Below are 22,993 nucleotides of genomic sequence, written 5' to 3'. Positions count from 1 at the left end.
CTCCTATTGGTTGTCATCAGCCATAATATTATATTTTTCTAAGAATTTAGTATTAAATTCACCACTTCTAAAGATATCATTTGTTAATAATTTTAAATGGAATGGAATCGTAGTATCAATTCCTAAAACTAAATATTCACTTAACGCTCTGATACCTGTCATGATTGCTTCATCTCTTGTCGATTCATGTACGATAAGTTTAGCAACCATCGAATCATAATATGGTGGAATTGTATAATTAGTATAACATGCAGATTCAATTCTGACTCCGAATCCACCTGGTGCTAAATATTGAGTGATTTTACCAGGAGATGGCATGAAATCTTTGTAAGGATTCTCAGCGTTAATTCTAAATTCAATCGCATGACCATTAATTTTGATATCTTTTTGTTTAAATGGTAATGCTTCACCCATCGCCACTTTTAATTGCAGTTTAACTAAGTCTACACCTGTAACCATTTCAGTAACTGGGTGTTCAACTTGAATACGGGTATTCATTTCCATGAAGTAGAACTTATCATCATTTAAGTCATATATAAATTCTATCGTTCCAGCATTTTCATAGTTAACGGCTTTAGCTGCTCTTATAGCAGCATTACCCATTTCTTGACGTGTTTCCTCTGACAAAATTGGTGAAGGTGCTTCTTCTACTAATTTTTGCATACGTCTTTGAATTGTACAGTCACGTTCCCCTAAATGAATCACATTACCATAACGATCACCAATGATTTGTATTTCGATATGACGGAAATTTTCAATGAATTTTTCTAAATATAACCCGCCATTACCAAATGCAGTTTCCGCTTCTTGTTGCGTCATGCGATAGCCTGTTTCTAATTCTTTCTCATCTCGAGCAACACGTATACCTTTACCACCACCACCAGCTGTGGCTTTAATTATGACAGGATAACCAATTTTTTTAGCGACTTTTTTCGCATCGTCAATATTATGAACTAAACCTTCGCTACCTGGAACAACAGGAACATTGGCTTTGATCATTTCAGCTTTAGCTACATCTTTAATACCCATTTTTTGAATAGATTCATGGCTAGGGCCGATAAACTTTAATTGACAAGCTTCACACAATTCAGCAAAATCACCATTTTCAGCTAAAAAGCCGTAACCTGGATGAACACCATCGCATCCTGTTGATGTAGCAATTGATAAGATATTAGGAATATTTAAATATGAATCTTTAGACAGAGTTGGACCAACGCAATATGCTTCATCAGCAATTTGAGTATGTAAAGCGTCTTTGTCTCCTTCTGAATAAATAGCAACTGTTTGAATACCTAGCTCATGGCAAGCTCTGATGATTCTAACTGCGATTTCGCCACGATTAGCGATAAGTACTTTTTTCATTATTTCACCTTAAATAACGGTTGGCCATACTCTACCATTTGTCCGTCTTCTACTAATATTTCAACAATTTCACCTGAGATTTCTGCTTGAATTTCATTAAATAGTTTCATTGCTTCTAAAATACAAACAGTTGTGTCATTTGAGACTTTATCTCCAACTTGTACGTAAGCGCCTTCTTCTGGTGATGGTGATTTATAAAATGTACCAACCATTGGTGCATTAATAGTTTCGTAATTATCTGCCACAGCTTCTTGTGATTGTGTATCTTCACTCACTTGTGGTGCAGATTGAGCAACTTGAGATTGAGCTACAGAGGGTGCTGGTTGTTGTGCCACTTGCGGTGTGATAATTTCAGTTTCTTTTTCTTTTTTTAAATTAACTACGCTACCTTTATTATCTTCAATGTTAATTTCAGTTAAATTTGATTGATCAAGAATCTCTATTAATTCTTTTATTTCTTTAAAGTTCATAATTATTACTGACTCCTTCAGTTTGTTTTCATCTACCCGTCTATTTTACTTGAGACAACCTTTCAATTCAAGCATGATAAGATATCCTATATTATGAAGTGGACTGGATAGCTTAAATTTCAAGTATCAGGAGATAATTCAAATCAAAAGAGGATGGTTAAGATTACTAATTTAAAGTATAAAAAATGTGAGGATATGATAACTAATCATAACCTCACGTTATACTTTATTTATGATTCATTAAATATTTCTTTTAATATACTTACAGCACGATTAATTTCTTGTGAACTAATGGTCAGTGGTGGTAATAATCGTATAACGTTTTGACCTGCAGTTAAAATGATTAAACCATGATGACGTGCTTTGTTTACAAGTTGAGCTAAGTCTAAATCTGTTTCAATACCTATCATTAATCCTTTGCCACGGATATCAATGATATGAGGGTTGTCAAATAAAGCTTTGTTTAATTTAGTAAATAATTCTTCTGATTTTTTTGAAACGTCATTTAAAAAATGTTCTTTACTAATGATTTCTAATGTGGCTTTGGCAGCTATCATTGCAAGTTTGTTTCCACCAAATGTAGACCCATGACTACCATAATCAAAAACATGTGATAAACTTGTCTTACCTAACATAGCGCCTACGGGTACGCCATTAGCAAGCCCTTTAGCAGTAGTAACTATATCAGGTTCAATATCGTAATGCTCAAAAGCGAAACATTTACCCGTTCGTCCGATACCAGTTTGTACCTCATCTACAATTAATAAGATATTATATTCATTACATAATTGGCATAATTGCTTAATAAAGGATGATTTAGCAACGTGAATGCCAGATTCTCCTTGTATAAGTTCTAGTATGATAGCAGCTGTATCTTTAGTGATCAGTGATTTTACGCTATTAATGTCATTAAATTTTGCATAAGAAAAATGTGGAACTACATCTCCAAAACCTGCTTTTATCTTACTTTGTCCTGTAGCAGACATTGCGCCATATGTTCTGCCATGAAATGATTGTTTAAAACTTATGATAGATTGCTTACCTGTATATTTACGAGCTAATTTAATTGCCGCTTCATTTGCTTCGGCACCGCTATTACAGAAATATACACAATAGTTATACTGACGTACTAATAATTGAGCCACATCTTCCTGTAGTGTATTTAAATATAAATTGGGTGTATGCCATATATTAGCAACTTGTTTCTGTAGTTGCTCTTTAACGTATGGATGAAATCCTAAATTTGTTACACCTATACCTGAAGAAAAATCGAGATATTTGTTACCGTTTTTATCAATTAACTCATTGCCTTCTGCTTTAACGAATTCAACACTTGCTCTTTTATAATTTTGAAATAAATAACTCATTTGTTGTTCCCTTCTATGATGGTTCCTGTTAATAAATTATCTCCAATTATGACTTCATTAACTCCCGCCTTAATTGTTGCTACTGCACTTTCAACTTTAGGTATCATGCCACCAGTAATGATATGGTTGTCTATTTTAGATTGCACATGACTAATATTTAACCTTTTTATCAAAGTTCCTTGTTCTATCACACCTTGAACGTCAGTCATTAATATTAATTTTCGTGCTTTCATTGCGATAGCAATTGCCGTAGCTAAATGATCGGCATTGATATTAATTAAATTACCATCTTGATGTGTTCCAATAGAACCAATAACAGGAATTATATTTTGGTTTAAATAATTCTGGATTGCATCTATATGTACGTGTATATTTTTCCCTACTGAACCATAGTAATGATAGTTCAAATAATCAGCTTGAATGATTGATAATTGATCTTCTCTTAACTGCTCCACATTTATGTTCACTGCTTTTAAATTACTTGCTAAACCTTTACCAACATGATTAAACAGGGCATCTTTAATAATTGGTAAATCTTCCTTAGCAGTTACTCTTAATCCATCTTTTTTAATTGTAGGGTGTTTAGCTTTTATCAATAATGATTCTATAATATTACCTCCACCATGGACGATGACTATTTGATAGTTTTGTTTAATCCAATTCTTTATCTGTATAAGAGTATCTTCAGTTAAATGTTTTATAGCTATACCACCCATTTTAATTACTATAATTTGATTCATTTTGTTACCTCTATGTAGTATATAATGCATTAATTTTTACGTAATCATAAGTTAAATCGCAACCCCATGCAGTACTTGAGGTATTACCTTGATGCATATTAATATTGATATGAATATCTTTATTTTTTAATTTATAGTGCATTGTATCAATGTCATAAGCGATGGGGGTTGAACCTTTCATGACGGGGATGTCTTCTATTAAAATATCAACATTATTGGTGTCAAAGTTGGATTGTGTATAACCTATCGCTGCGAATATGCGTCCCCAATTTGGATCTTCTCCATATATAGCTGACTTTACTAAATTGGAACCCACAACTGTCTTGGCTATCATTCTAGCCGATATTTCATCTGGCATTTCATTTACAGTAACTTCAATCAATTTTGTAGCGCCTTCTCCATCTTGGGCAATTTGTATTGCAAGTGACCGCATGACATGTTCTAACATATTGCAAAATATTGTGAATTCTTCAGTGCTAGGTAAAATTTCTTTATTTTTAGCTTTACCATTTGATAAAACTAACACTAAATCATTAGTAGATGTATCACCATCAATAGTAATTTGATTAAACGTTTTATCTATATTTGTTTTTAGTGCAAGTTGTAATGTTGCAGTAGAAATATTAGCATCACATGTAATAAAAGCTAGCATTGTAGCCATATTAGGATGTATCATGCCAGAACCTTTAGCAACACCTGCCATGGTCACAGTTGTTTGGTCAAATGATTCAGTTACGACACATGTTTTAGTTCTTAAATCAGTAGTTAAAATGGCTTTTGCAAAATGGTTAGCATTACCATCTTTATTTAGTTGTTGTATTCCCTTTTTAACTTTAGACATTGGTAACCGTTGACCAATAATTCCTGTAGAAGCAACACAAATTAAACCCTGATTGATATTTAGCATATCTGCAGCTTGCTGTTGCATTGAAATAGCGTCTTCCATTCCCTTCTTTCCTGTACATGCATTGGCTATGCCTGAATTGGCAATGATAGCTTGTATTTTTCCTGTGGATTGTATTGTTCTTTCATTTAAAATTAAAGGTGCTGCTTTGACTTTGTTAGTTGTTTGAACATAAGCGACACTTGATGGGCATTTCGACACAATCCAACCTAAATCAAGTTTTCTCTTTTTTATACCTGTATGAATTCCATCTGCTGAAAAACCTTTTGGACTCGCAATGTTCCCTAAAATTTCTTTCATTTTTAAACTCCTTACTACACTAATGGAGTTACACTGCATAGTCCTTCGGTTTCATCAAAACCATACATAAGGTTGATGTTTTGTAGTGCTTGTCCAGAAGCGCCCTTGATTAAATTATCTAGTACTACTAAAACTGTTAAAATATTTGTTTTATCATTGTATTTAAATCCAATATTCACATAATTTGTTCCGATAACTTCATTTAATTGTGGCAAAGTTCTTAGAATGCGTATAAATGGTTTATCTTTATAAATTGACTCATATGTTGGGGTAATTTGATTAGCGAATGTCGTACGCTTTAATTTACAGTAAATGGTTGCTACGATACCTCTATTAACTGGTATTAATGAGGTAGAAAACTGAATATTCTGTAAATTGTCGTCATAATGTTTTAACATTTGTATTATTTCAGGTATATGTTGATGTTCGTTTAATTTTTAAGTTAAATAATTGTTATTTATATTTACAAAGTGACTGGCTGTTGTAGGATTTTTACCTGCACCTGATAAACCACTTTTAGCATCAATGATAATTGAGTCTAACTGTATTAATTTGTTTTGCAGCAAGGGAATGAGTGCAAGTTCAACTGCAGTTGCATAACAACCAGGGTTTGAAATAAAACGATGGTTCTTAGATGTATAAAACTCTGGCAAACTATATACGAATTGCTTTTGAATATGATAATTAACTGGTTCTTTTTTATACCATAATTTGTATTCATCTGGCGGTAATCTATGATCTCCTGAAATATCTACAACTGGAAATTTCGAATTAACAAATTCTTGTGATAATTGACTAGCAATACCACTAGGAGTTGCGAATACAACTAGATCGCTATGTTTCATAATTTCATTTGCATCAAATGGTTTTACAATTAAATCGCATATACCTTTTAAATGTGGATATAATTCTGAAATTGGATTACCAATTGATTGAGTAGCATGTATAGATGATACCTCAATATGAGGGTGATGATGTATAAGACGTAATAGCTCTAGCCCTGAATATCCTGTGATTCCCACAATACTTATACGCATACTTAAACCTCTTTTCGTATTTTTATACAATTTTATAGTATAAAATATAAAAAATCAAGCGCACAATATAATTATAAGCAAAATGATCTCTGAGTTGTTTGCATAAAAAAGCACATAACCTACAACATTGTAAGTTATGTGCTTAATGTTAAAAATGTTTTCTAGATGATTAACCTCTAGAAATGTAACTTCCGTCACCTGTATTGATAACAAGAATGTCACCTTCATTAACAAATAAAGGTACATTTAATGTATATCCTGTTTCAACAGTAGCTGATTTAGTTGCACCTGTTGCAGTATCCCCTTTGATACCTGGTTCAGTTTCAGTTACTTGTAATTCTACTGTTTTTGGTAATTCTAATCCAATTACTTCACCATCATATGATTGAATTTGAACTTCCATATTAGCTTTTAAGTATTTTAATTCATCTTTTAAATAGTCGCCTGGTAATTCTGTTTGGTCAAATGTTTCGTTATCCATGAACACATGATTATCACCATCAGCGTATAAGTATTGCATACGACGATTTTCAATCATAGCTTGTTCTACTTTTTCACCAGCTCTAAATGTTTTTTCTTGGATAGCACCAGTTCTTAAGTTACGTAATTTTGAACGTACGAAAGCAGATCCTTTACCTGGTTTTACATGTTGGAAATCAATTACTTTCCAAATGCCATTATCTACAGAAATTGTTAAACCTGTTTTAAAATCATTTACTGAAATCATTCAGTTTCCTCCTCAATATACACGCTTATTTTAAAATAATAAGGTCTTTTGTGCATTTAGTAAAGACTTCACAACCATTTTCTGTCATCAAAATATCATCTTCAATTCGAACGCCACCTAAACCATCAACATATATACCTGGTTCGATAGTGACGCAGTTATTAACTTGAAGTTGACCGGATGCATTTTTAGATAGTAATGGTCCTTCGTGTATGTCTAAACCAATACCATGACCTAATGAATGGCCAAATTCCTCACCATATCCATGTGCTTCAATGAAATCTCGGGATAAAGCATCAGCTTCTTTTACAGTCATACCCGGTTTAATTTCATCGAGCGCTTTTTGTTGTGCTTTTAATACTATATCATAAATCTCTTTCATTTTAGGATCTGGTTCACCTATTGCAAAAGTTCTTGTAATATCTGAACAATAACCTTTATAGTATGCACCAAAATCTAATGTAACCATATCACCTTGCTCAATAATTTTATCACTTGCAACACCATGTGGTAAAGCGCCTCGATGGCCAGATGCAACTATTGTATCAAAAGATGGACCATCCGCACCTAAATGTAACATTTTACTTTCAAGTTCAGCTTTTACTTCGCGTTCTGTCATACCTGCTTTAACAATTGTTAAAATATAGTCGTAAGTTTCATCAACAATTTGAGCGGCTTTTTTGATTATTTCAATTTCTGTTTGTGATTTTACCTCTCTGATTTTTTCAATAGCATCAGAAATACTGATTAAAGTTATCATGCCTTTATTTAATTCTATATAAGTATCATAACTTACTTCATGACCTTCAAATCCAACGTTACTTAAGTTCTCATTTTTTAATATTGATTTTATTTCTGAAATTAAATCAGATTTTCTATTTATAATTTCAAATTCTGAAGCTTGATTTTTTGCTTGTTCGATATATCTAAAGTCTGTAACCAAGTATTGATGTTTTGGTGAAATAATTAATGCACCACTTGTACCTGTGAACTCTGATAAATATCTTCTGTTAAAATCTGATAGAATAACAACTGCATCTAGCTTTTTTTGTTCTAAAAGTTGATGTACTTGTTCTAATTTGTTCATAGAATCCCCTCCGAATCTTGTATAACGTTTGTACATTTTATATGAATACATTAAAATGATAGCATAATCAATAAATAATATAATAGTTTTTAGTTTAGGGAGATAATCATGAAGAGATATATAATCGTGATTGGCGCATCTTGTTTATTAGCTGGTTGTGGTAGTCAAAATCTTGCACCACTCGAAGATAAAACTACAAAACTAAGAGATGACAATCATCAATTAAAATTAGATATTCAACAATTAAATCAAGATATTAGTAATCAAAAGTCGACGATTGCAGGATTACAGAAAGATAAAGAGAATGGCAAACAAACAGCAGATAATAAGAAAAAAGAAAAAAATTTAAAAGCGAGTTCTACGTATTATGACAAAGTAGCAAGTGCGGTTGATAAGTATAATGACATTAAACCTGATGTAACTAAAAATAAAGGTAGTCAATCAATACAAAAGAAATTATCCACGATATCATCGGATTTAGAAGATGCGTATAATACGTATAATTCTGATATTGATGAAGATTCGATGTCTAGTAAAGATAAACAAACTAAAAAAAATATTAGCAGTTTAAATAAAGATATTACTTCTGCCTTTGATAAAATTGAAACAGGATATCAAGAAAAAGATAAAAAGAAAATAAATAAAGGGCAACAAAAATTATCTGCTATACAAACAGATGCAAATTAGAATTAGGTGAATTTCAATGAAAAATATTTGGTTTTATATTGTACTAGCTATTGCAGCATTTGGTTTAATTATGAATTTAGATGTATTTCTATTTTCAATTGTTAGGATGTTGATTAGCTTTGCAATTTTAGTTTTAGTGATATATCTTATATATTATTTCTTCTTCTTAACAGAAGAACAGCGAAAGTATAAAAGAGCTCAACGTAAGTATCGTAAACGTAAATAATGAACATATTAAAATAAAGCAGTAGTCATCGTTATCAAATAGATTCGATTGACTACTGCTTTTTGTATTGCTTCAATTTTTATTTTCTATAGGTCCAATCGTCTGAACGGAATTTTTCTTCCAATGCTTTTACTTCTTCTAACTGTGCATCAGTTAATGTTAGTGGTTTAAACTCAATCTGTAATCCCTTTTTGAAGCCATCTTCAAATGCTTTTTCCATTTCATTTAAAGTAATATGTTGTTCGGATATGTCGTTGATAGCCACTGCTTTGTCTACAAATGCTTCTTTCATTTTTGCTTTTAAACGATCATGTTTGAAAATGAACAAATCAAAAAGTTCATCGATATCTATATCTTGTAAAATAGATCCATGTTGAAGAATGACACCTTTTTGACGTGTTTGAGCACTACCTGCTATTTTTCGACCTTCTACTACTAGCTCATACCAACTTGGCGCATCAAAGCATACAGAGCTACGAGGTTGCTTTAATTTCTCTCGTTCTTCTTTAGAACGAGGAACAGCAAAATAAGTATCGAAACCTAAGTTTTTGAATCCTTCTAATAATCCTTGTGAAATTACTCTATACGCTTCTGTTATCGTCGATGGCATTTTAGGATGCGATTCAGGTACTATAACACTATAAGTTAACTCTTTATCATGCAATACGCCTCTACCACCTGTTTGACGTCTTACAAGTCCATAGCCCTTTTCTTTCACTTTTTCAATATCAATTTCTTTAGTTAATCGTTGGAAGTAGCCAATTGATAATGTGGCTGGATCCCAAGTATAGAAACGAATGACAGGATCAATTTCACCCCTAGATACGAAATTAAGTAATGCTTCATCCATTGCCATATTATAATATGGATCGTGACTACCAGTATTAATAAAGTTCCATGTTTCTGTCATGATTAAAATCCCCCATTAATGAATGCTTAGTAACAAAATTTGCTATTTTGCTTATTAATTTTGAATAAATTATTAAAACATCTGTGATATCATAAAAATATTTTGATAATTTGTTCTAACAGTCTTATAATTATAATATCGGTAAATTAGGGAGGATGCAACATGAGTATCTCTTTGTATATTGCAATTATTATATTAGTTATAATAATTGGTTATATGGTCGTTCAACAAATTCTTAATAAACGAGCTGTTAAAGAATTAGACCAAAATGATTTTCATAAAGGCTTACGTAAAGCACAAGTAGTTGATGTGAGAGAAAAAGTTGATTATGATTATGGTCATATCAATGGCGCTCGAAATATTCCAATAACTATGTTTAAACAAAGATTTCAAGGTCTAAGAAAAGACCAACCTATTTATCTTTGTGATGCAAATGGTATTGCTAGTTATCGTGCTGCTCGTATGTTAAGAAAAAACGGCTATACAGATCTTTATATGCTTAAAGGCGGCTATAAAAAATGGACTGGTAAAATCAAGTCCAAAAAATAGTTAGGTTCGTTCTAGATTATTATTTATGTATTATGAGTGAAATGTATAAGGCAAATTAAAGCCTTGTACGTATCACTCATTTTTTTATTCAAAAAAACCATTCCTCTATAGTTAAGTAGGTAAAGGAATGGTTTTGATGTATTATATATTATTTTTCAGCGTGTAAGTTTTCAAATTTAAGAATAGGTTTTCTCGCTGCAGTTGTTTCATCTAATCTATCGATAATTGTAGTATGAGGTGCTTCAAGTACTTTATCTGGATCTTCTTTCGCCTCTTTAGCAATTTGAATTAACGTATCAGCAAAATGATCTAAAGTTTCTTTAGATTCTGTTTCAGTAGGCTCAATCATCATTCCTTCCTCAACATTTAATGGGAAGTAGATTGTAGGTGGATGTACACCAAAGTCCAATAATCGTTTGGCCATATCTAAAGTTCTAACACCATATTGTTTTTGTTTAATTCCACTTAATACAAATTCATGCTTACAGTATTGTTTATATGGAATTTCAAAATAATCAGTTAATCGTGCTTTAAGGTAATTAGCATTTAATACTGCCGCTTCAGAAACTTCTTTTAATCCTTGAGCGCCCATTGTTCTAATATAAGTATATGCTCTTAAATAGATCCCAAAGTTACCGTAAAATGGTTTTACTCGTCCAATTGAGTTTTTTATATCATTATCATATTTAAAATAATCATTTTCTTTTATAACCATTGGTTTAGGTAAGTAACTAGCTAATTCTTTAACGACACCAACTGGGCCTGAACCAGGGCCGCCACCGCCATGAGGACCTGTAAATGTTTTATGGAGATTTAAATGTACAGCATCAAAGCCCATATCACCAGGACGTACTTTATCCATGATGGCATTTAGGTTGGCACCATCATAGTATAATAATCCTCCTGCTTCATGGACAATTTCTCTAATTTCCATAATATTTTTTTCAAAAATACCTAAAGTATTTGGATTTGTTAACATGATGGCTGCAGTGTTTTCATTAACAACACGTTTTAAGTCCTCAATGTCTACTTCGCCACGTTCATTTGATTTAACGGTTACTGATTTAAAACCTGCAAATGATGCTGAAGCAGGGTTAGTACCGTGAGCTGAGTCAGGTACAATAACTTCATCACGATGTCCTTCTCCGTTATTTTGATGATACGCTTTAAATATCATTAGTGCAGTCCATTCACCGTGTGCACCAGCAGCTGGTTGAAGCGTCACTTCATCCATACCTGTAATTTCTTTAAGCTCTTCTTGTAAATTATAAATAATTTCAAGAGAACCTTGAATTTGATTTTCATCTTGTAATGGATGTGCTTCACTAAAACCAGGAATTCTAGCTACTTTTTCATTTACTTTAGGATTGTATTTCATAGTACATGATCCTAAAGGATAGAATCCTGAGTCTACACCAAAGTTTTTATTAGATAATTCTGTATAGTGACGTACTAAGTCTAATTCTGCTACTTCAGGAAATTCTGCTTTTTCTTTTCTAATAAATTTATCATCTAAAATTGATTCAAATGATTTATTGTTAATATCGCTTTGCGGTAAAGAATAGGCATATCTTCCTTCTTTAGATCTTTCAAAAATAAGTGGACTTGATTTACTTACCATTAATTTCACCAGCTTCCTTAACAAATGTATCAATCTCATCTTTTGTTCTTAATTCAGTAACAGCTATTAGCATATGATTTTCAAACTTATTAGAAACAACACTTAGATCGAAGCCTCCAATAATCTCTTCTTCTGCTAATGCTTTATTAACTTCAGTGATTGATTTATTAAATTCGACAACAAATTCATTAAATGAAGTACCTTCTAAGACATTAAATCCAGCTTCTTTAAATGCTTGCTTAGCATAATTGGCATGTTCAAAGTTCTGCACAGCAATATCATAAATACCTTGTTTACCTAATGCAGACATTGCGATTGACGAAGCTAATGCATTTAATGCTTGGTTAGAACAAATATTTGATGTCGCTTTATCACGACGGATATGTTGTTCACGAGCTTGTAAAGTGAGAACGAAACCTCTATTTCCTTCGTCATCTTGTGTTTGACCCACGAGTCTACCTGGTACTTTACGCATTAATTTTTTTGTAGTTGCAAAATAACCACAATGTGGTCCACCAAATTGTGCAGGGATTCCAAATGGTTGTGTGTCACCTACAACAATATCAGCACCGAATGAACCTGGTGGTGTTAATAAACCTAATGCTAATGGATTTGCATACACGATAAATAATGCTTTTTTACCTTCAATAAAGCTTTGAATTTTTTCAAGATCTTCAATTGAACCAAAGAAATTAGGATATTGAACGGCCACTGCAGCAGTATTATCATCTACAGCTTGTTCTAATTTTTCTAAATCAGTAATCGTACCATCTAAATCAATTTCTACAACTTCGAATTCTTCACGAGTTTTAGCGTATGTGTTTAAAACTTGTAATGCTTGATAATGTAATCCTTTTGATACGACAATTTTATTTTTCTTAGTATGGCTGTAAGCTAAAATACATGCTTCTGCAAAACTAGTCATACCATCATACATTGATGAATTTGCTACATCCATATTAGTTAATTCACAAATTAATGTTTGGAATTCAAAAATAGCTTGCAATTCTCCTTGAGAAATCTCAGGTTGATATGGTGTATAAGCAGTATAAAATTCAGATCTAGAAATCATTGCATCTACAACTGATGGTGCATAATGGTCATAAACACCTGCGCCAAGGAAAGAAGTATGTGTTTCTTTAGTAATATTTTTACTTGCAACTTTGTTTAGTCGTTTAAGTAAAGTAGTTTCTGCTTCTCCACTAGCGATACCTAAATCTCTATTTAATAAAATGTCAGAAGGCACATCTCCAAATAATTCATTAATAGATTTCGCACCAATAGTGTCTAACATATCTTGCTTATCTTGATCAGTTAACGGAATATAACGATGACTCAACTTGTCCACCCCTTTGTTCTATTTTTCGATTTGATTTTTCTTAACGATTTTAGCTTTTACCTGTCTTTTTCTAACTTGTACTAATAACTCTCGACCCATTTCAAATGCATCTCTATTAATAATAGCTAATGCAATTGATTTATCAGATGAAGGAGATTTTGTTCCTGAAGTGACTTCTCCAATTTGATTACCATCTAAGTCTAATACCTCATAGCCAGTTCTAGCGATACCTTTATCTAAAAGTTCTAAACCGACTGTTCTTCTAGATGATCCATTTTCTTTTTGATCTTTTAAAACAGATTTTCCAATAAAGTCATCTTCAATTAATGGTTTAGCAGCAAATGCGATACCACCTTCATATGGTGTAATTGATTCTGTTAAATCTTGACCATGTAATGGAAGTCCTGCTTCTAATCTAAGAGTATCTCTGGCTCCTAGACCACATGGTGTTACATCATATTCAAGTAAACCTTCCCAGATTGTTACTGTATCATTGGCATCACAATATATCTCAAAGCCATCTTCACCAGTATAGCCAGATTGTGAAAGAATCACATTTTTATCGAATAATTGTACATCTTTTTTAAATTCAAACATTCCCATTTCAGAAATATCAATATCTACTAATTTTTGCATTAAGTCTCTTGCTTTAGGACCTTGAAGTGCTAATTGGCCATATTGTTCAGATACGTTTTTAACTTCAACCTCAAAAGATTTAGCATGTTTTTCAATCCATTTGAAGTCTTTATCAGTATTGGCAGCATTAACCACTAGTAAATAGTTATCATCTGCTAGTTTATATGTAACCAAGTCGTCAATAATGCCACCTTCTTCATTACATAATGCAGTATATAGTGCTTTAGAATCTGTTAGATTATTAGTGTCATTGGACAAAATATATTGTACGAAGGATTTAGCATCATTTCCTTGAATTTGAATTTCTCCCATATGACTCACATCGAAAAGTCCGATTTCATATCTAACTGCGTTGTGTTCTTCCTTGATACTTGAGAATTGAACAGGCATTGCCCATCCACCAAATTCTACTATTTTAGCACCACTGTCTACGTAATTTTGATATAATGGCGTCTTTTTTAACTCACTTGTCATTTGAAAACCCCCTATATTTATTTAAAAACAGGATAGCAAAATTTTGCTACCCTGTTTAAATATTTTTTCCAGGAACGCGTTACAGTATTATCCTTTTGCCTGAGAGTTTCGTAATAAATTTACTTGCACCTTCGGCGATAAAAAGATATCTTTTTATGCTCTCTAATACTGATCAATCGCTACTTAATAAAGTTGTTATTTCTTGATAAATTTTAGATATATTTTGATTACTATTCACTTTCATGAATGCGATTTCATTATATCTTGAAACTCTTGATAAATACAAGTTTTTTAGTTGTTGTAGGGACTTATTATTCGCATTTGGACGATGAGGATCATTTACTATTCTATTAAAGGCAATCTTTACATCACAATCTAACCAAATGACTTGTTTCTGTGATTTTAAAAGATCCAATGAAGCAGAATTTTCTATTATTCCTCCACCAGTAGATATGATATCAAATTGATTGATACATTCACTCAAATATTTAAATTCTAATTTTCTAAAGTAAGATTCTCCTTTTTCATCAAATATTTGAGGAATAGTTATATTTTCTCGTTCTTCAATATATTCATCTAAATCTACATAACTTAGATGTAATTGATTCATCAAATATTGACCGACTGTTGTTTTACCGGTTCCCATGAATCCTATTAGAATGATTGGTAATTCTAGATTTTCCAACAACATCAACCTCTATAAGCTTATTAACGATAACTTCTTTATATATTTTTTCTAAGTTATGTGTTGTCTTTAATTTTAAACTATATTGAGTTATATAAAAAGATATAACTGTTAAATATAAAGAAAAAATAATCATCAAAAATGGGCTGATAAATGCTTTTTGTTTATAAGTATAATGTTTTGTATAGTTTATAATTCGGATTACCTACCTTCAAAATTATTTTTGTGGTATTATTGTTCGTTTTTATGATTTTAACTATGGCTACAAGATTCAACATTGTAATATTGCCTTTACCATTGATTTGTTTATATATTTTATTGTTTTTGAAAATATATTCTATATTCTTTTCTTTATTGATTAAGTGTAAAGTGTGATTATCTTTAATAACCGGTTTAATTGCGCCCTTTTTTTGTTCTTTTAGAATATCACTATGAAAAAATTCATATTCTATTGAACTATTTTCTATAGCGATTTGTTTATATTGATTGATAATTTTGATAGTCAAAGGTATAGAAGATAGTATGACTATAGTGATCAATAATGAAAAAATCATTTCAATAAATGTAAAACTTGCTAGTTTATTTTTTAATACAATAGTGTTTTTTATTTTGATTGTTTGTTGCACAAACTTCCTCATTAGACAATTTAATTGTAAAATCATCTATATTAACCCCTTGTTTTATCTGTTTTAAATCAAATTTATTTATGCTTACAATTATTATCTTTTGCATCTCGATATTATCTATTTGATTTTGATAATTAATCAATAAATGAGTTATCATTTCAATAAATGTTAAGGTGATTATGCTCATGATAAAAAATGCAAATAAGCTATCCAGCATAAAACTGCCCTTTACCTTATAATTTGGTATACCTTATTCGTCCTTTCTCAATATGAAATATAACCTTATATATTGAATCTTTCATTTTTATATCTAAAGAACCAAAATGATTAATATTTCCATTTTTATCAAAAGTAAGTAATTTGATTTTCGTTATCTTTACTATTTTTCCATCCTTTATTTTTAATTGATATTTTTTACCGTGTTCTTCTTTAACATTTATATTAGAGGATTGATTATAAAACATTAAAGTGATAGATTGTTTTTCGCTAATTGCTTTTGATTTTACATAATTCAATTGAGTAATTAGTTGATTGATATTCATTTCATCATTTGACTTTGATAGTGTTAATAGATTTTTACTACTTATAGTGCACGCCAATAATATTGACATAATAAATAATACCATTAACATTTCAATGTAATTATACGCTTTAATTTGCAATCGCTTCGCCATTACTAATTGAAATAGTTTCACCTGTTTTACAACTTTTTTGATTCTCTTTAATATATCCTTCCGTAATTAAATCCTGTATCGTATTTGGGTTTCTATTATGTTTTAAAGAATAGGCTTCAATTTGACTATTAATCATTTTAACTTGTGCGTCGCAGCCTGTTGATTGTATATTAGCCGTTTGTTTGGCGACATTAGGTATAATTAAAATGAGTAATAAACTAATTATTAATAATACTAAAAGCATTTCGATTAAGGTGAAAGCTTTAGTTTTAAATGAGTGATTGGGTTTTATCATTTTATGACACCTCTAATTAATTGATTGCAACATATCAAACATTGGTAACATGATAGATAAATATAAAGTAACAATAAATATACCTAGAATTAGAAATATGACTGGTTGGATGAATTTGATATGTTTCTTTGCCAATTTTTCAAATTGATGTACTAGTATTTGACTATATAATGTTAATTCAATATCAAGTTTTCCACTCTTTTCACCTTGTTCTATGAATTTGATCAAATCACTTTCGTAGCACTTTAATTGCTTTAAAATATTAGGGAGTTTTTCACCTTGATTGGATTGTATTAAAATCATTTCTCCTAAATATTGGTGGAATTGATTACTATTAGATTGCTGAAATATTTCTACGATAAGTTGAAGATTTATCCCATTTCGATAAAAATGAGCAAGTTCATTAGATAATTGATATGTTTTTAAAATTTTATAGTAGCTTTTTATGATAGGTAGATTGCTCATTAAATGTATTTGTTTTATTGTTGGCATATTTCTATAACTAGTATGAAAGAGGATAACAGTAACTAAAATAATAAAAGTGAGTAATATAATGAAAAATGGTAGTCCAGAAATAAAGGAGGAAAGTACTAATTGGAGTGGTGATAATTCAATATTCATCGATTGGTATAGTTCTTTGAATTGGGGTATAACTGTAAAATTTAAAAGCATCAAGATAAGAAAAAATATAAACATTAATACAACAGGGTATTGAATCGTTTTAATAACACTTTGTTTAACTTGAATTTGCTTTTTTAAAAAAAGTATTGATTCATGTAAAGTAGCCTCCAGATTTCCAAATCTTTCAGCTAGGTATATTTGAGTAATGATATCATTGGAATAGTCTAAATATTGAAAGACTTCATAGCAATGAGCACCATTTTTTATTTTATCCATAAGTTCCATTTGAGTTTTGTTGCCTTTATATTTAAAATGCAAGTTCAAAAATTTAAAGGATTCGTATAATGTGAATCCATTTGTCAATAATTGAAGTAATCGTTGCATCAAATCTAACTGTTCGACTTTAGTTAAACATTTTCGTTTAGATATATTAAATATATTTATCAGCAATTGATTCACATATAATTCCTTCTTTAGTCATATCATCTAGTTTTGAAGATAATCGCTTAAATGATCTAGGCATTGTTTGGTTATGTTCAAAAAAATAATTGATTTGATTTTTGAACATAAGTTCACAAACTAATTGGCGTTGTTGGCTAGATGTGGTAATTAAACGTTGATTAGATATTAAATTTATGGCTTGTGATAGTTCTTGAATCGTAATACCCATCTCTAATAACCTTAGCAATGCTCCTTTACAATCATTAGCATGTAATGTACTTAGTACTAAATGGCCACTTAAACTCGCTTGAAACACATATTTTGCTATTTCAGCGTCTCTGATTTCCCCAATCAAAATAACATCTGGATCGCAGCGAAGTATTGCTTTAAATGAACTTGCATAAGTAATACCAGCCTTAGTATTTACTGAGATTTGAGTAATCCCTTTTAAAATTTGTTCTACGGGGTCTTCGATAGATATGACATTGAGATTCAATTCTTTTTGAGCATACATAACCATTTGGTACATGAGTGTGCTTTTTCCTGAACCAGTAGGTCCTGTAAAAAGCAGTAATCCTTGTTTCTTATTCATTAAATGTTTAAAATCGTTAAATTCATATGTCTCCTTTTTATTTTGAAAATATTGAGGCACTATACGAATTACACAACTTTCACTACCGATTGATAACGGGAGCGTTGAAATACGTAAGTAATAAACTGACCTTAATTTATATGTGTAACGGCCACTTTGAGCGATTTGCTGTGTCGACACATCCAATCCTGCTTGAAATTTCATAAAAACGAGTAATTTACGATAAATCCCTATATCTAGTGTTTCGTATGACATTAAAGTATCATTCACTCTAAATTTTATATGAACATAATGTTCCATTGGGATAAAATGTACGTCGCTTGCTTTATATGCTATGGCTTTATTAATGATTTCTTGAAATAATATCTTCAAAGAAACACCTCCTACATTTATTAACGTAGGAGGTGTTAAATTTACTTTAACCATTTAAAAATGGATTCAATTGTTCATCGTCAACTGTAGTATATGGTCCATGTCCAGGGAATAATGGTAAATCGCCATCTAATTCAAATAATTTATCTTTAATAGAATCAACTAGTGTTTCATAATCACCTTTATATAAATCAGTTCTACCAATACCGTTATTAAATAATGTATCGCCTACAACTGCAAATTCATCAAATACAAATGATAAACTTCCTGGTGAATGTCCTGGTGTATGCAATACATTAAAAGTGAAATCCCCTATTTGTGCTGGGCCTTCATCAAGTGATTCAGGTTTAGCCTGACTAATGACTTGTGGCATACCGTATTGCTTAAATTTTGATGCACCATTTTTTTCTGGATCGTTTAAGAAGTCAAACTCGTATTTATGCATATATACTGGTACACTGTATTTATTTATAATGTCGTCTAATGCTCCGATATGGTCATAATGTGCATGCGTAAGTATTATTGCTTCTAAAGGTTTGTTAATTTGATTTAACTTTTTAATAATTTTATCTGTTTCACTAGATGGATCCACCAGTAATACTTTTTTATCATTTTCAATAAAGTACGTATTTGTATCTACTAACCCCAAAGTTAAACTAGAGATTCTCATGATTTACTCCCCACCATTATCTAAATGTTTTTGTACGGATTTTAACTTATCATTCATTTTTCTTGATTTATCTCGACGATCATCAATTCTGATGTTCGTACAAACTCTATCTAAACCTTTATCAAATGGTAATTCATGAATCGCTTGTACTACTTCAAATAAATCTTTTAAATCACCTTCGATAAGTGTGTTCATAGGCGTCAATTGATAGTCAATCTTACCTTGTTCTTTATATTCTTTTAATTTTGTTTGAATCTCAGCAATGTACTTACTAACACTTGGACCTTCAGTACCTACTGGAATAACTACAACGTCTACAATTGCCATTATTTCACACCCTCTTTATCTAAAATGTATGTTTTAATTAAGCCAGCTGCGCCAGTTATACCTGCATCATTTCCTAACTCTGCTTGTACAATTTCAGTATCTTGTTGTGCAGGTGTAAATGTTAAGTTTCGATATTCAGTTTTAATATTTTCTACTAAGATTAACCCTGCTGTAGACATGCCTCCACCTAAAACAATGTATTTAGGATTGCTTGTCACACTTAAAATACTACATAAGTAAGCAATGTAATTAGCGACTTTTTCAGTAATAAAAATACAGAATTGGTCTCCTTCTTTAGCTGCATCAAATACTGCCTTAGCTGTTACTTTATTATCTTTAATGAGTTGTAGGATTGATGATTTAAATGTTAATTTTGGATAATAGAAATTAACTAAATTAACAACACCAGTAGCGGAAGCAACGGTTTCTATACAACCGGATTTACCACAATTGCACTTGAATCGTTGATCAAAGTCAGCTCTAAAGTGACCTATTTCAGCACCAGAACCATTATGGCCATGTACCAACTCACCATTAGAAATAATACCGCCGCCAAGGCCTGTTCCTAAAGTGATTGTAACAACATCATCAGCGCCTTTACCAGCACCCTTATGTTTTTCACCTAACGCTGCAACGTTCGCATCGTTATCAACATAAACTGGGCAATCTATAAAACTTTGATAAATTTCAGTAACGTTAACACTATCTTCCCAGTGTAAATTGACTGCACCGTTGACCACACCAGTTTCAAATTCTACAGGTCCAGGGACACCGATTCCCACACCGATAACATTTGACATTTCATAACCTAGTTCAGCAACTTTTTCTTCGAATGATTCATGTATATTTTTTAAAAGTAATTTTCCTGTATGATCAGTTGTATCTGTATGGATTGACCATTTTTCAATACGGTCTAGATTAGTATTAAAAATACCTAATTTACAAGTAGTCCCACCAATATCTGCAGCTAAAATAATTTTCGTCATTTATGTTCATTCCTTCTTTGGTTTATTATCATTATACATTTAAGATATTCATCTTTTGTTAATAACTCAAAATGGTATAAAGATTTGATTTCTTGTAACATCATTTCATACATATCTTGCGGATCTTTGAAATAGATGATGTATCCATATTTTTTTAATAACTGTAAAACATCATAAAAATTATTAAGTTTACGAGTCACTTTTTTCACTCAACTCTTTTTCTAAATTTTTATATTGAGAATTTTTAGGATTAGCTTTTACTGCTTTTTTTATATATTTCAAAGCTTTATCATTATCTTTTAGTGAACGATTGGCTATTGCCATTTCATAATTTAATGTAGCCGAATTGGGAAAGTATCTTAATCCGCGTTCCCAATCTGCCATAGCTTCTGCTTTAGAACTTTTAGTAGCAGTAATCAATCCACTTAAATAATATGTTTGATCATCTGCATAATCTTTTTTAATAGATTGATTAACAATTTTTTTGGCTTCATCATAATGACCCATTAACATTTGATCACGTATTAATTTGTCATAAATATTATCTTCTTTAATACTAAATATTCTAATTTGCATGGCCACAAAAAGAACAAGTAAGACAATCAATAATATCCAAAAAATATTACGGTTTACATTAAAATAATAGCCAATTAAGGTGATTAGTAGTCCACCAATAAATCCACCTAAGTGAGCCATTACATTAATATTGGACATGAATAAGGATAGACCAATTAAAATGACCAATGCAATTAATAATTGACCAATTACTCTTTTATCAAATGTTTTACTTAAATACAAAATGGCAAAAATTGAACCTATTAGGCCGAAAATAGCACCACTAGCACCAACTGAAATCGTAGTGGTGTTAAAAGATAATGATACGAAATTACCGAAAATGCCAGCAAATAAATATATTGCCAACATCTTCCAGGATCCTAACACTGATTCTACTATTTTACCAAAAATGTAAAGTGATAACATATTCATCAGAATATGTTCAAAATTAAAGTGTAGAAACATTGATGTTACTAAACGATACCACTCACCATGCACTACATTAAAATGTACTAACCCACCTACATCAAGTAATTTTATATCAGAAAAGCGGTTGAAATAAAGTATCATACATAACCATAAGATAACATTCGATATAATTAATATATATGTAACAGGTGAAAAACGTTGCATATGTTGATCTAAGATATTGTTTGATAGTACCTTATTTCTATATGAGGCCGATGTTTTTTTAGAATCATCACGCTTAAATAATTTAGTTAATAAAACATTAGGCATTACGCGTTCTAAATCTCTATCTTCTTTAATGATTTTAAATTTCAATTTTAAAGGATATGTTTCGTCTAAAGCATCTGTTGTTATAGCTTTGTCTGTAAAATAATAAAATTGAATTGATGAAGGTGTGTATCCAACAATAGACTCAATTTGGTCTTGGTTTTCAATTATTTTACTTTTATCGAAACGTATTTCTTGTGTTGTAGTCACATAACTTGAAAATATGACTATACTTTTTTTCTTTTTATTACTTAACCATATTTCTTGGTCATCTTTTTCTCTCCTTATAACATCATAATTTAAATATCTAATCCAGTAATATATGGTTTTCCAAAATTGCTTTTTTATATTCATTTTTGCCTCCATTTGTGGCTTTTATATATAATCAACTCGTCTACAGGTTGATCGTGTTTATCGGGTTTAAAATCAATTAATTGAAAATCATATAACAAGCTAATTGTTTTCGGCTTAAAATTTGAAATAAAACGATCATAAAAGCCACCCCCATAGCCTATTCTATATCCATCACATTTAAATCCGACACCAGGAACGACAACTAAATCTAATTGATTTGAGGTTTCAGTATTAGATATGGAATGATAGATACCTTTTGCATCACGTTCTATATCATTCAAATCTAATAATTGTTTAAAAGTCATCATTTTGGATTTGTAGTCTACTTCAGGAACAAATATTTTTTTATGATCTTTCAGTGATTGTTGAATAATTTTATATGTATTAACTTCATGTGGTAAGGATAGAACAATACCAATTGATGTTGCCTCTTGATATGATTGAGAATTAAAAAACTGATTGGCTAACCAATCATCAGCAATATTTTTTTCAGTATTAGAATGTTTTTTCATTGAGTTTAAAATAGACAATCTTATATCTTTTTTATTCATTTTTTCACCTGCTTTTACTATCCCATATTATAACGTTTATATAATTTTATGTCATTAAGTTGAATCGTATATT

At 30.8% G+C, this 22,993-nt stretch carries 26 protein-coding genes, 1 pseudogene and 1 riboswitch; of the genes and pseudogenes, 3 read left to right on the top strand and 24 right to left on the bottom strand.

Annotation, left to right across the window (positions count from 1 at the left end):
* Positions 1-3: 3 nt before the first annotated feature.
* The 8 genes and pseudogenes from accC to LPC11_RS06400 form a co-directional block, all read right to left on the bottom strand.
* Positions 4-1,362 (bottom strand): acetyl-CoA carboxylase biotin carboxylase subunit, encoded by a 1,359-nt coding sequence (gene accC, locus LPC11_RS06435; protein WP_023372628.1) that lies wholly within the window; start codon positions 1,360-1,362, stop codon positions 4-6.
* Complete coding sequence (accB, locus tag LPC11_RS06430; protein WP_023372630.1) at positions 1,362-1,832, bottom strand: acetyl-CoA carboxylase biotin carboxyl carrier protein; 471 nt, start codon at positions 1,830-1,832, stop codon at positions 1,362-1,364. The genes accC and accB overlap by 1 nt, the downstream gene beginning before the upstream one ends.
* 230 nt (positions 1,833-2,062) lie before the next feature.
* Entirely contained in the window at positions 2,063-3,199 is a 1,137-nt protein-coding gene (locus LPC11_RS06425) for an acetylornithine transaminase (protein ID WP_023372632.1), read from the bottom strand.
* Positions 3,196-3,939 (bottom strand): acetylglutamate kinase, encoded by a 744-nt coding sequence (argB, locus tag LPC11_RS06420; protein ID WP_023372634.1) that lies wholly within the window; start codon positions 3,937-3,939, stop codon positions 3,196-3,198. The genes LPC11_RS06425 and argB overlap by 4 nt, the downstream gene beginning before the upstream one ends.
* Before the next feature lie 10 nt (positions 3,940-3,949).
* Positions 3,950-5,143: a bifunctional glutamate N-acetyltransferase/amino-acid acetyltransferase ArgJ gene (gene argJ, locus LPC11_RS06415; RefSeq protein WP_104681459.1), complete on the bottom strand. Its 1,194-nt coding sequence runs from the start codon at positions 5,141-5,143 to the stop codon at positions 3,950-3,952.
* 14 nt (positions 5,144-5,157) lie between these two features.
* Positions 5,158-6,180 (bottom strand): annotated as a pseudogene (gene argC / locus LPC11_RS06410) (N-acetyl-gamma-glutamyl-phosphate reductase).
* 169 nt (positions 6,181-6,349) lie between these two features.
* Positions 6,350-6,907, bottom strand: coding sequence for an elongation factor P (gene efp, locus LPC11_RS06405; protein WP_231307185.1), 558 nt, complete (start codon positions 6,905-6,907; stop codon positions 6,350-6,352).
* A gap of 25 nt (positions 6,908-6,932) precedes the next feature.
* Positions 6,933-7,994 (bottom strand): M24 family metallopeptidase, encoded by a 1,062-nt coding sequence (locus tag LPC11_RS06400; RefSeq protein ID WP_023372642.1) that lies wholly within the window; start codon positions 7,992-7,994, stop codon positions 6,933-6,935.
* A gap of 108 nt (positions 7,995-8,102) precedes the next feature.
* Between LPC11_RS06400 and LPC11_RS06395 the strand changes: the two genes are divergently transcribed.
* Positions 8,103-8,681, top strand: a complete 579-nt coding sequence (locus LPC11_RS06395) for a hypothetical protein (RefSeq protein ID WP_023372644.1) — start codon at positions 8,103-8,105, stop codon at positions 8,679-8,681.
* 16 nt (positions 8,682-8,697) lie between these two features.
* On the top strand, positions 8,698-8,907 hold the full coding sequence (locus LPC11_RS06390; protein WP_002465740.1) for an SA1362 family protein: 210 nt from the start codon (positions 8,698-8,700) through the stop codon (positions 8,905-8,907).
* A gap of 79 nt (positions 8,908-8,986) precedes the next feature.
* On the opposite strand, the gene LPC11_RS06385 is transcribed toward LPC11_RS06390, so the two are convergent.
* On the bottom strand, positions 8,987-9,817 hold the full coding sequence (locus tag LPC11_RS06385) for a lipoate--protein ligase family protein (RefSeq protein WP_002451899.1): 831 nt from the start codon (positions 9,815-9,817) through the stop codon (positions 8,987-8,989).
* 162 nt (positions 9,818-9,979) lie between these two features.
* On the opposite strand from LPC11_RS06385, the gene LPC11_RS06380 reads away from it, so the two are divergent.
* Positions 9,980-10,366 (top strand): rhodanese-like domain-containing protein, encoded by a 387-nt coding sequence (locus LPC11_RS06380; RefSeq protein WP_002465797.1) that lies wholly within the window; start codon positions 9,980-9,982, stop codon positions 10,364-10,366.
* Positions 10,367-10,514: 148 nt separating this feature from the next.
* Here LPC11_RS06380 and gcvPB read toward each other — a convergent pair whose 3' ends face one another.
* The 15 genes from gcvPB to LPC11_RS06305 all read right to left on the bottom strand — a co-directional run bounded on the left by gcvPB (position 10,515) and on the right by LPC11_RS06305 (position 22,920).
* Positions 10,515-11,987 carry an aminomethyl-transferring glycine dehydrogenase subunit GcvPB gene (gcvPB, locus tag LPC11_RS06375; protein ID WP_023372646.1) on the bottom strand — a complete coding sequence of 491 codons (1,473 nt, stop codon included), beginning with the start codon at positions 11,985-11,987 and terminating at the stop codon, positions 10,515-10,517.
* The gene (gene gcvPA / locus LPC11_RS06370; RefSeq protein WP_041613564.1) at positions 11,977-13,326 is read right to left on the bottom strand and encodes an aminomethyl-transferring glycine dehydrogenase subunit GcvPA; all 1,350 of its coding nucleotides are present in this window, start codon (positions 13,324-13,326) and stop codon (positions 11,977-11,979) included. The genes gcvPB and gcvPA overlap by 11 nt, the downstream gene beginning before the upstream one ends.
* Before the next feature lie 18 nt (positions 13,327-13,344).
* Positions 13,345-14,436 (bottom strand): glycine cleavage system aminomethyltransferase GcvT, encoded by a 1,092-nt coding sequence (gene gcvT, locus LPC11_RS06365; RefSeq protein ID WP_023372650.1) that lies wholly within the window; start codon positions 14,434-14,436, stop codon positions 13,345-13,347.
* A 77-nt stretch (positions 14,437-14,513) separates the two neighbouring features.
* Positions 14,514-14,612, bottom strand: a riboswitch (glycine riboswitch).
* On the bottom strand, positions 14,609-15,127 hold the full coding sequence (locus LPC11_RS06360; RefSeq protein WP_023372652.1) for a shikimate kinase: 519 nt from the start codon (positions 15,125-15,127) through the stop codon (positions 14,609-14,611). It overlaps the preceding riboswitch by 4 nt.
* Positions 15,128-15,285: 158 nt before the next feature.
* Positions 15,286-15,747, bottom strand: coding sequence for a hypothetical protein (locus LPC11_RS06355; protein WP_231307184.1), 462 nt, complete (start codon positions 15,745-15,747; stop codon positions 15,286-15,288).
* Between the two features lie 233 nt (positions 15,748-15,980).
* A complete protein-coding gene (gene comGD, locus LPC11_RS06350; protein ID WP_041613568.1) occupies positions 15,981-16,421 on the bottom strand; it encodes a competence type IV pilus minor pilin ComGD in 441 nt (146 codons plus the stop codon).
* Entirely contained in the window at positions 16,399-16,716 is a 318-nt protein-coding gene (gene comGC, locus LPC11_RS06345) for a competence type IV pilus major pilin ComGC (RefSeq protein ID WP_023372658.1), read from the bottom strand. Before comGC ends, comGD begins: the two co-directional genes overlap by 23 nt.
* Positions 16,717-16,728: 12 nt before the next feature.
* Entirely contained in the window at positions 16,729-17,796 is a 1,068-nt protein-coding gene (gene comGB / locus LPC11_RS06340) for a competence type IV pilus assembly protein ComGB (protein ID WP_023372659.1), read from the bottom strand.
* The gene (gene comGA / locus LPC11_RS06335; protein WP_023372661.1) at positions 17,768-18,742 is read right to left on the bottom strand and encodes a competence type IV pilus ATPase ComGA; all 975 of its coding nucleotides are present in this window, start codon (positions 18,740-18,742) and stop codon (positions 17,768-17,770) included. The genes comGB and comGA overlap by 29 nt, the downstream gene beginning before the upstream one ends.
* 46 nt (positions 18,743-18,788) lie before the next feature.
* Entirely contained in the window at positions 18,789-19,412 is a 624-nt protein-coding gene (locus LPC11_RS06330) for an MBL fold metallo-hydrolase (protein WP_023372663.1), read from the bottom strand.
* Between the two features lie 3 nt (positions 19,413-19,415).
* Positions 19,416-19,739, bottom strand: a complete 324-nt coding sequence (locus tag LPC11_RS06325) for an MTH1187 family thiamine-binding protein (protein WP_002451887.1) — start codon at positions 19,737-19,739, stop codon at positions 19,416-19,418.
* Positions 19,739-20,725, bottom strand: a complete 987-nt coding sequence (locus LPC11_RS06320) for an ROK family glucokinase (protein ID WP_023372667.1) — start codon at positions 20,723-20,725, stop codon at positions 19,739-19,741. Before LPC11_RS06320 ends, LPC11_RS06325 begins: the two co-directional genes overlap by 1 nt.
* The gene (locus LPC11_RS06315; protein ID WP_002451885.1) at positions 20,722-20,925 is read right to left on the bottom strand and encodes a YqgQ family protein; all 204 of its coding nucleotides are present in this window, start codon (positions 20,923-20,925) and stop codon (positions 20,722-20,724) included. The genes LPC11_RS06320 and LPC11_RS06315 overlap by 4 nt, the downstream gene beginning before the upstream one ends.
* On the bottom strand, positions 20,915-22,369 hold the full coding sequence (locus tag LPC11_RS06310; RefSeq protein ID WP_023372669.1) for a rhomboid family protein: 1,455 nt from the start codon (positions 22,367-22,369) through the stop codon (positions 20,915-20,917). The genes LPC11_RS06315 and LPC11_RS06310 overlap by 11 nt, the downstream gene beginning before the upstream one ends.
* On the bottom strand, positions 22,366-22,920 hold the full coding sequence (locus LPC11_RS06305) for a 5-formyltetrahydrofolate cyclo-ligase (protein WP_023372671.1): 555 nt from the start codon (positions 22,918-22,920) through the stop codon (positions 22,366-22,368). The genes LPC11_RS06310 and LPC11_RS06305 overlap by 4 nt, the downstream gene beginning before the upstream one ends.
* Positions 22,921-22,993 lie beyond the last annotated feature (73 nt).

This window comes from Staphylococcus sp. HL28 (assembly GCF_021117155.1).
Lineage (GTDB): Bacteria > Bacillota > Bacilli > Staphylococcales > Staphylococcaceae > Staphylococcus > Staphylococcus warneri.
The sequence above is the reverse complement of the archived record's forward strand: the minus strand, read 5'-3'. Positions and strand labels throughout refer to the sequence as shown.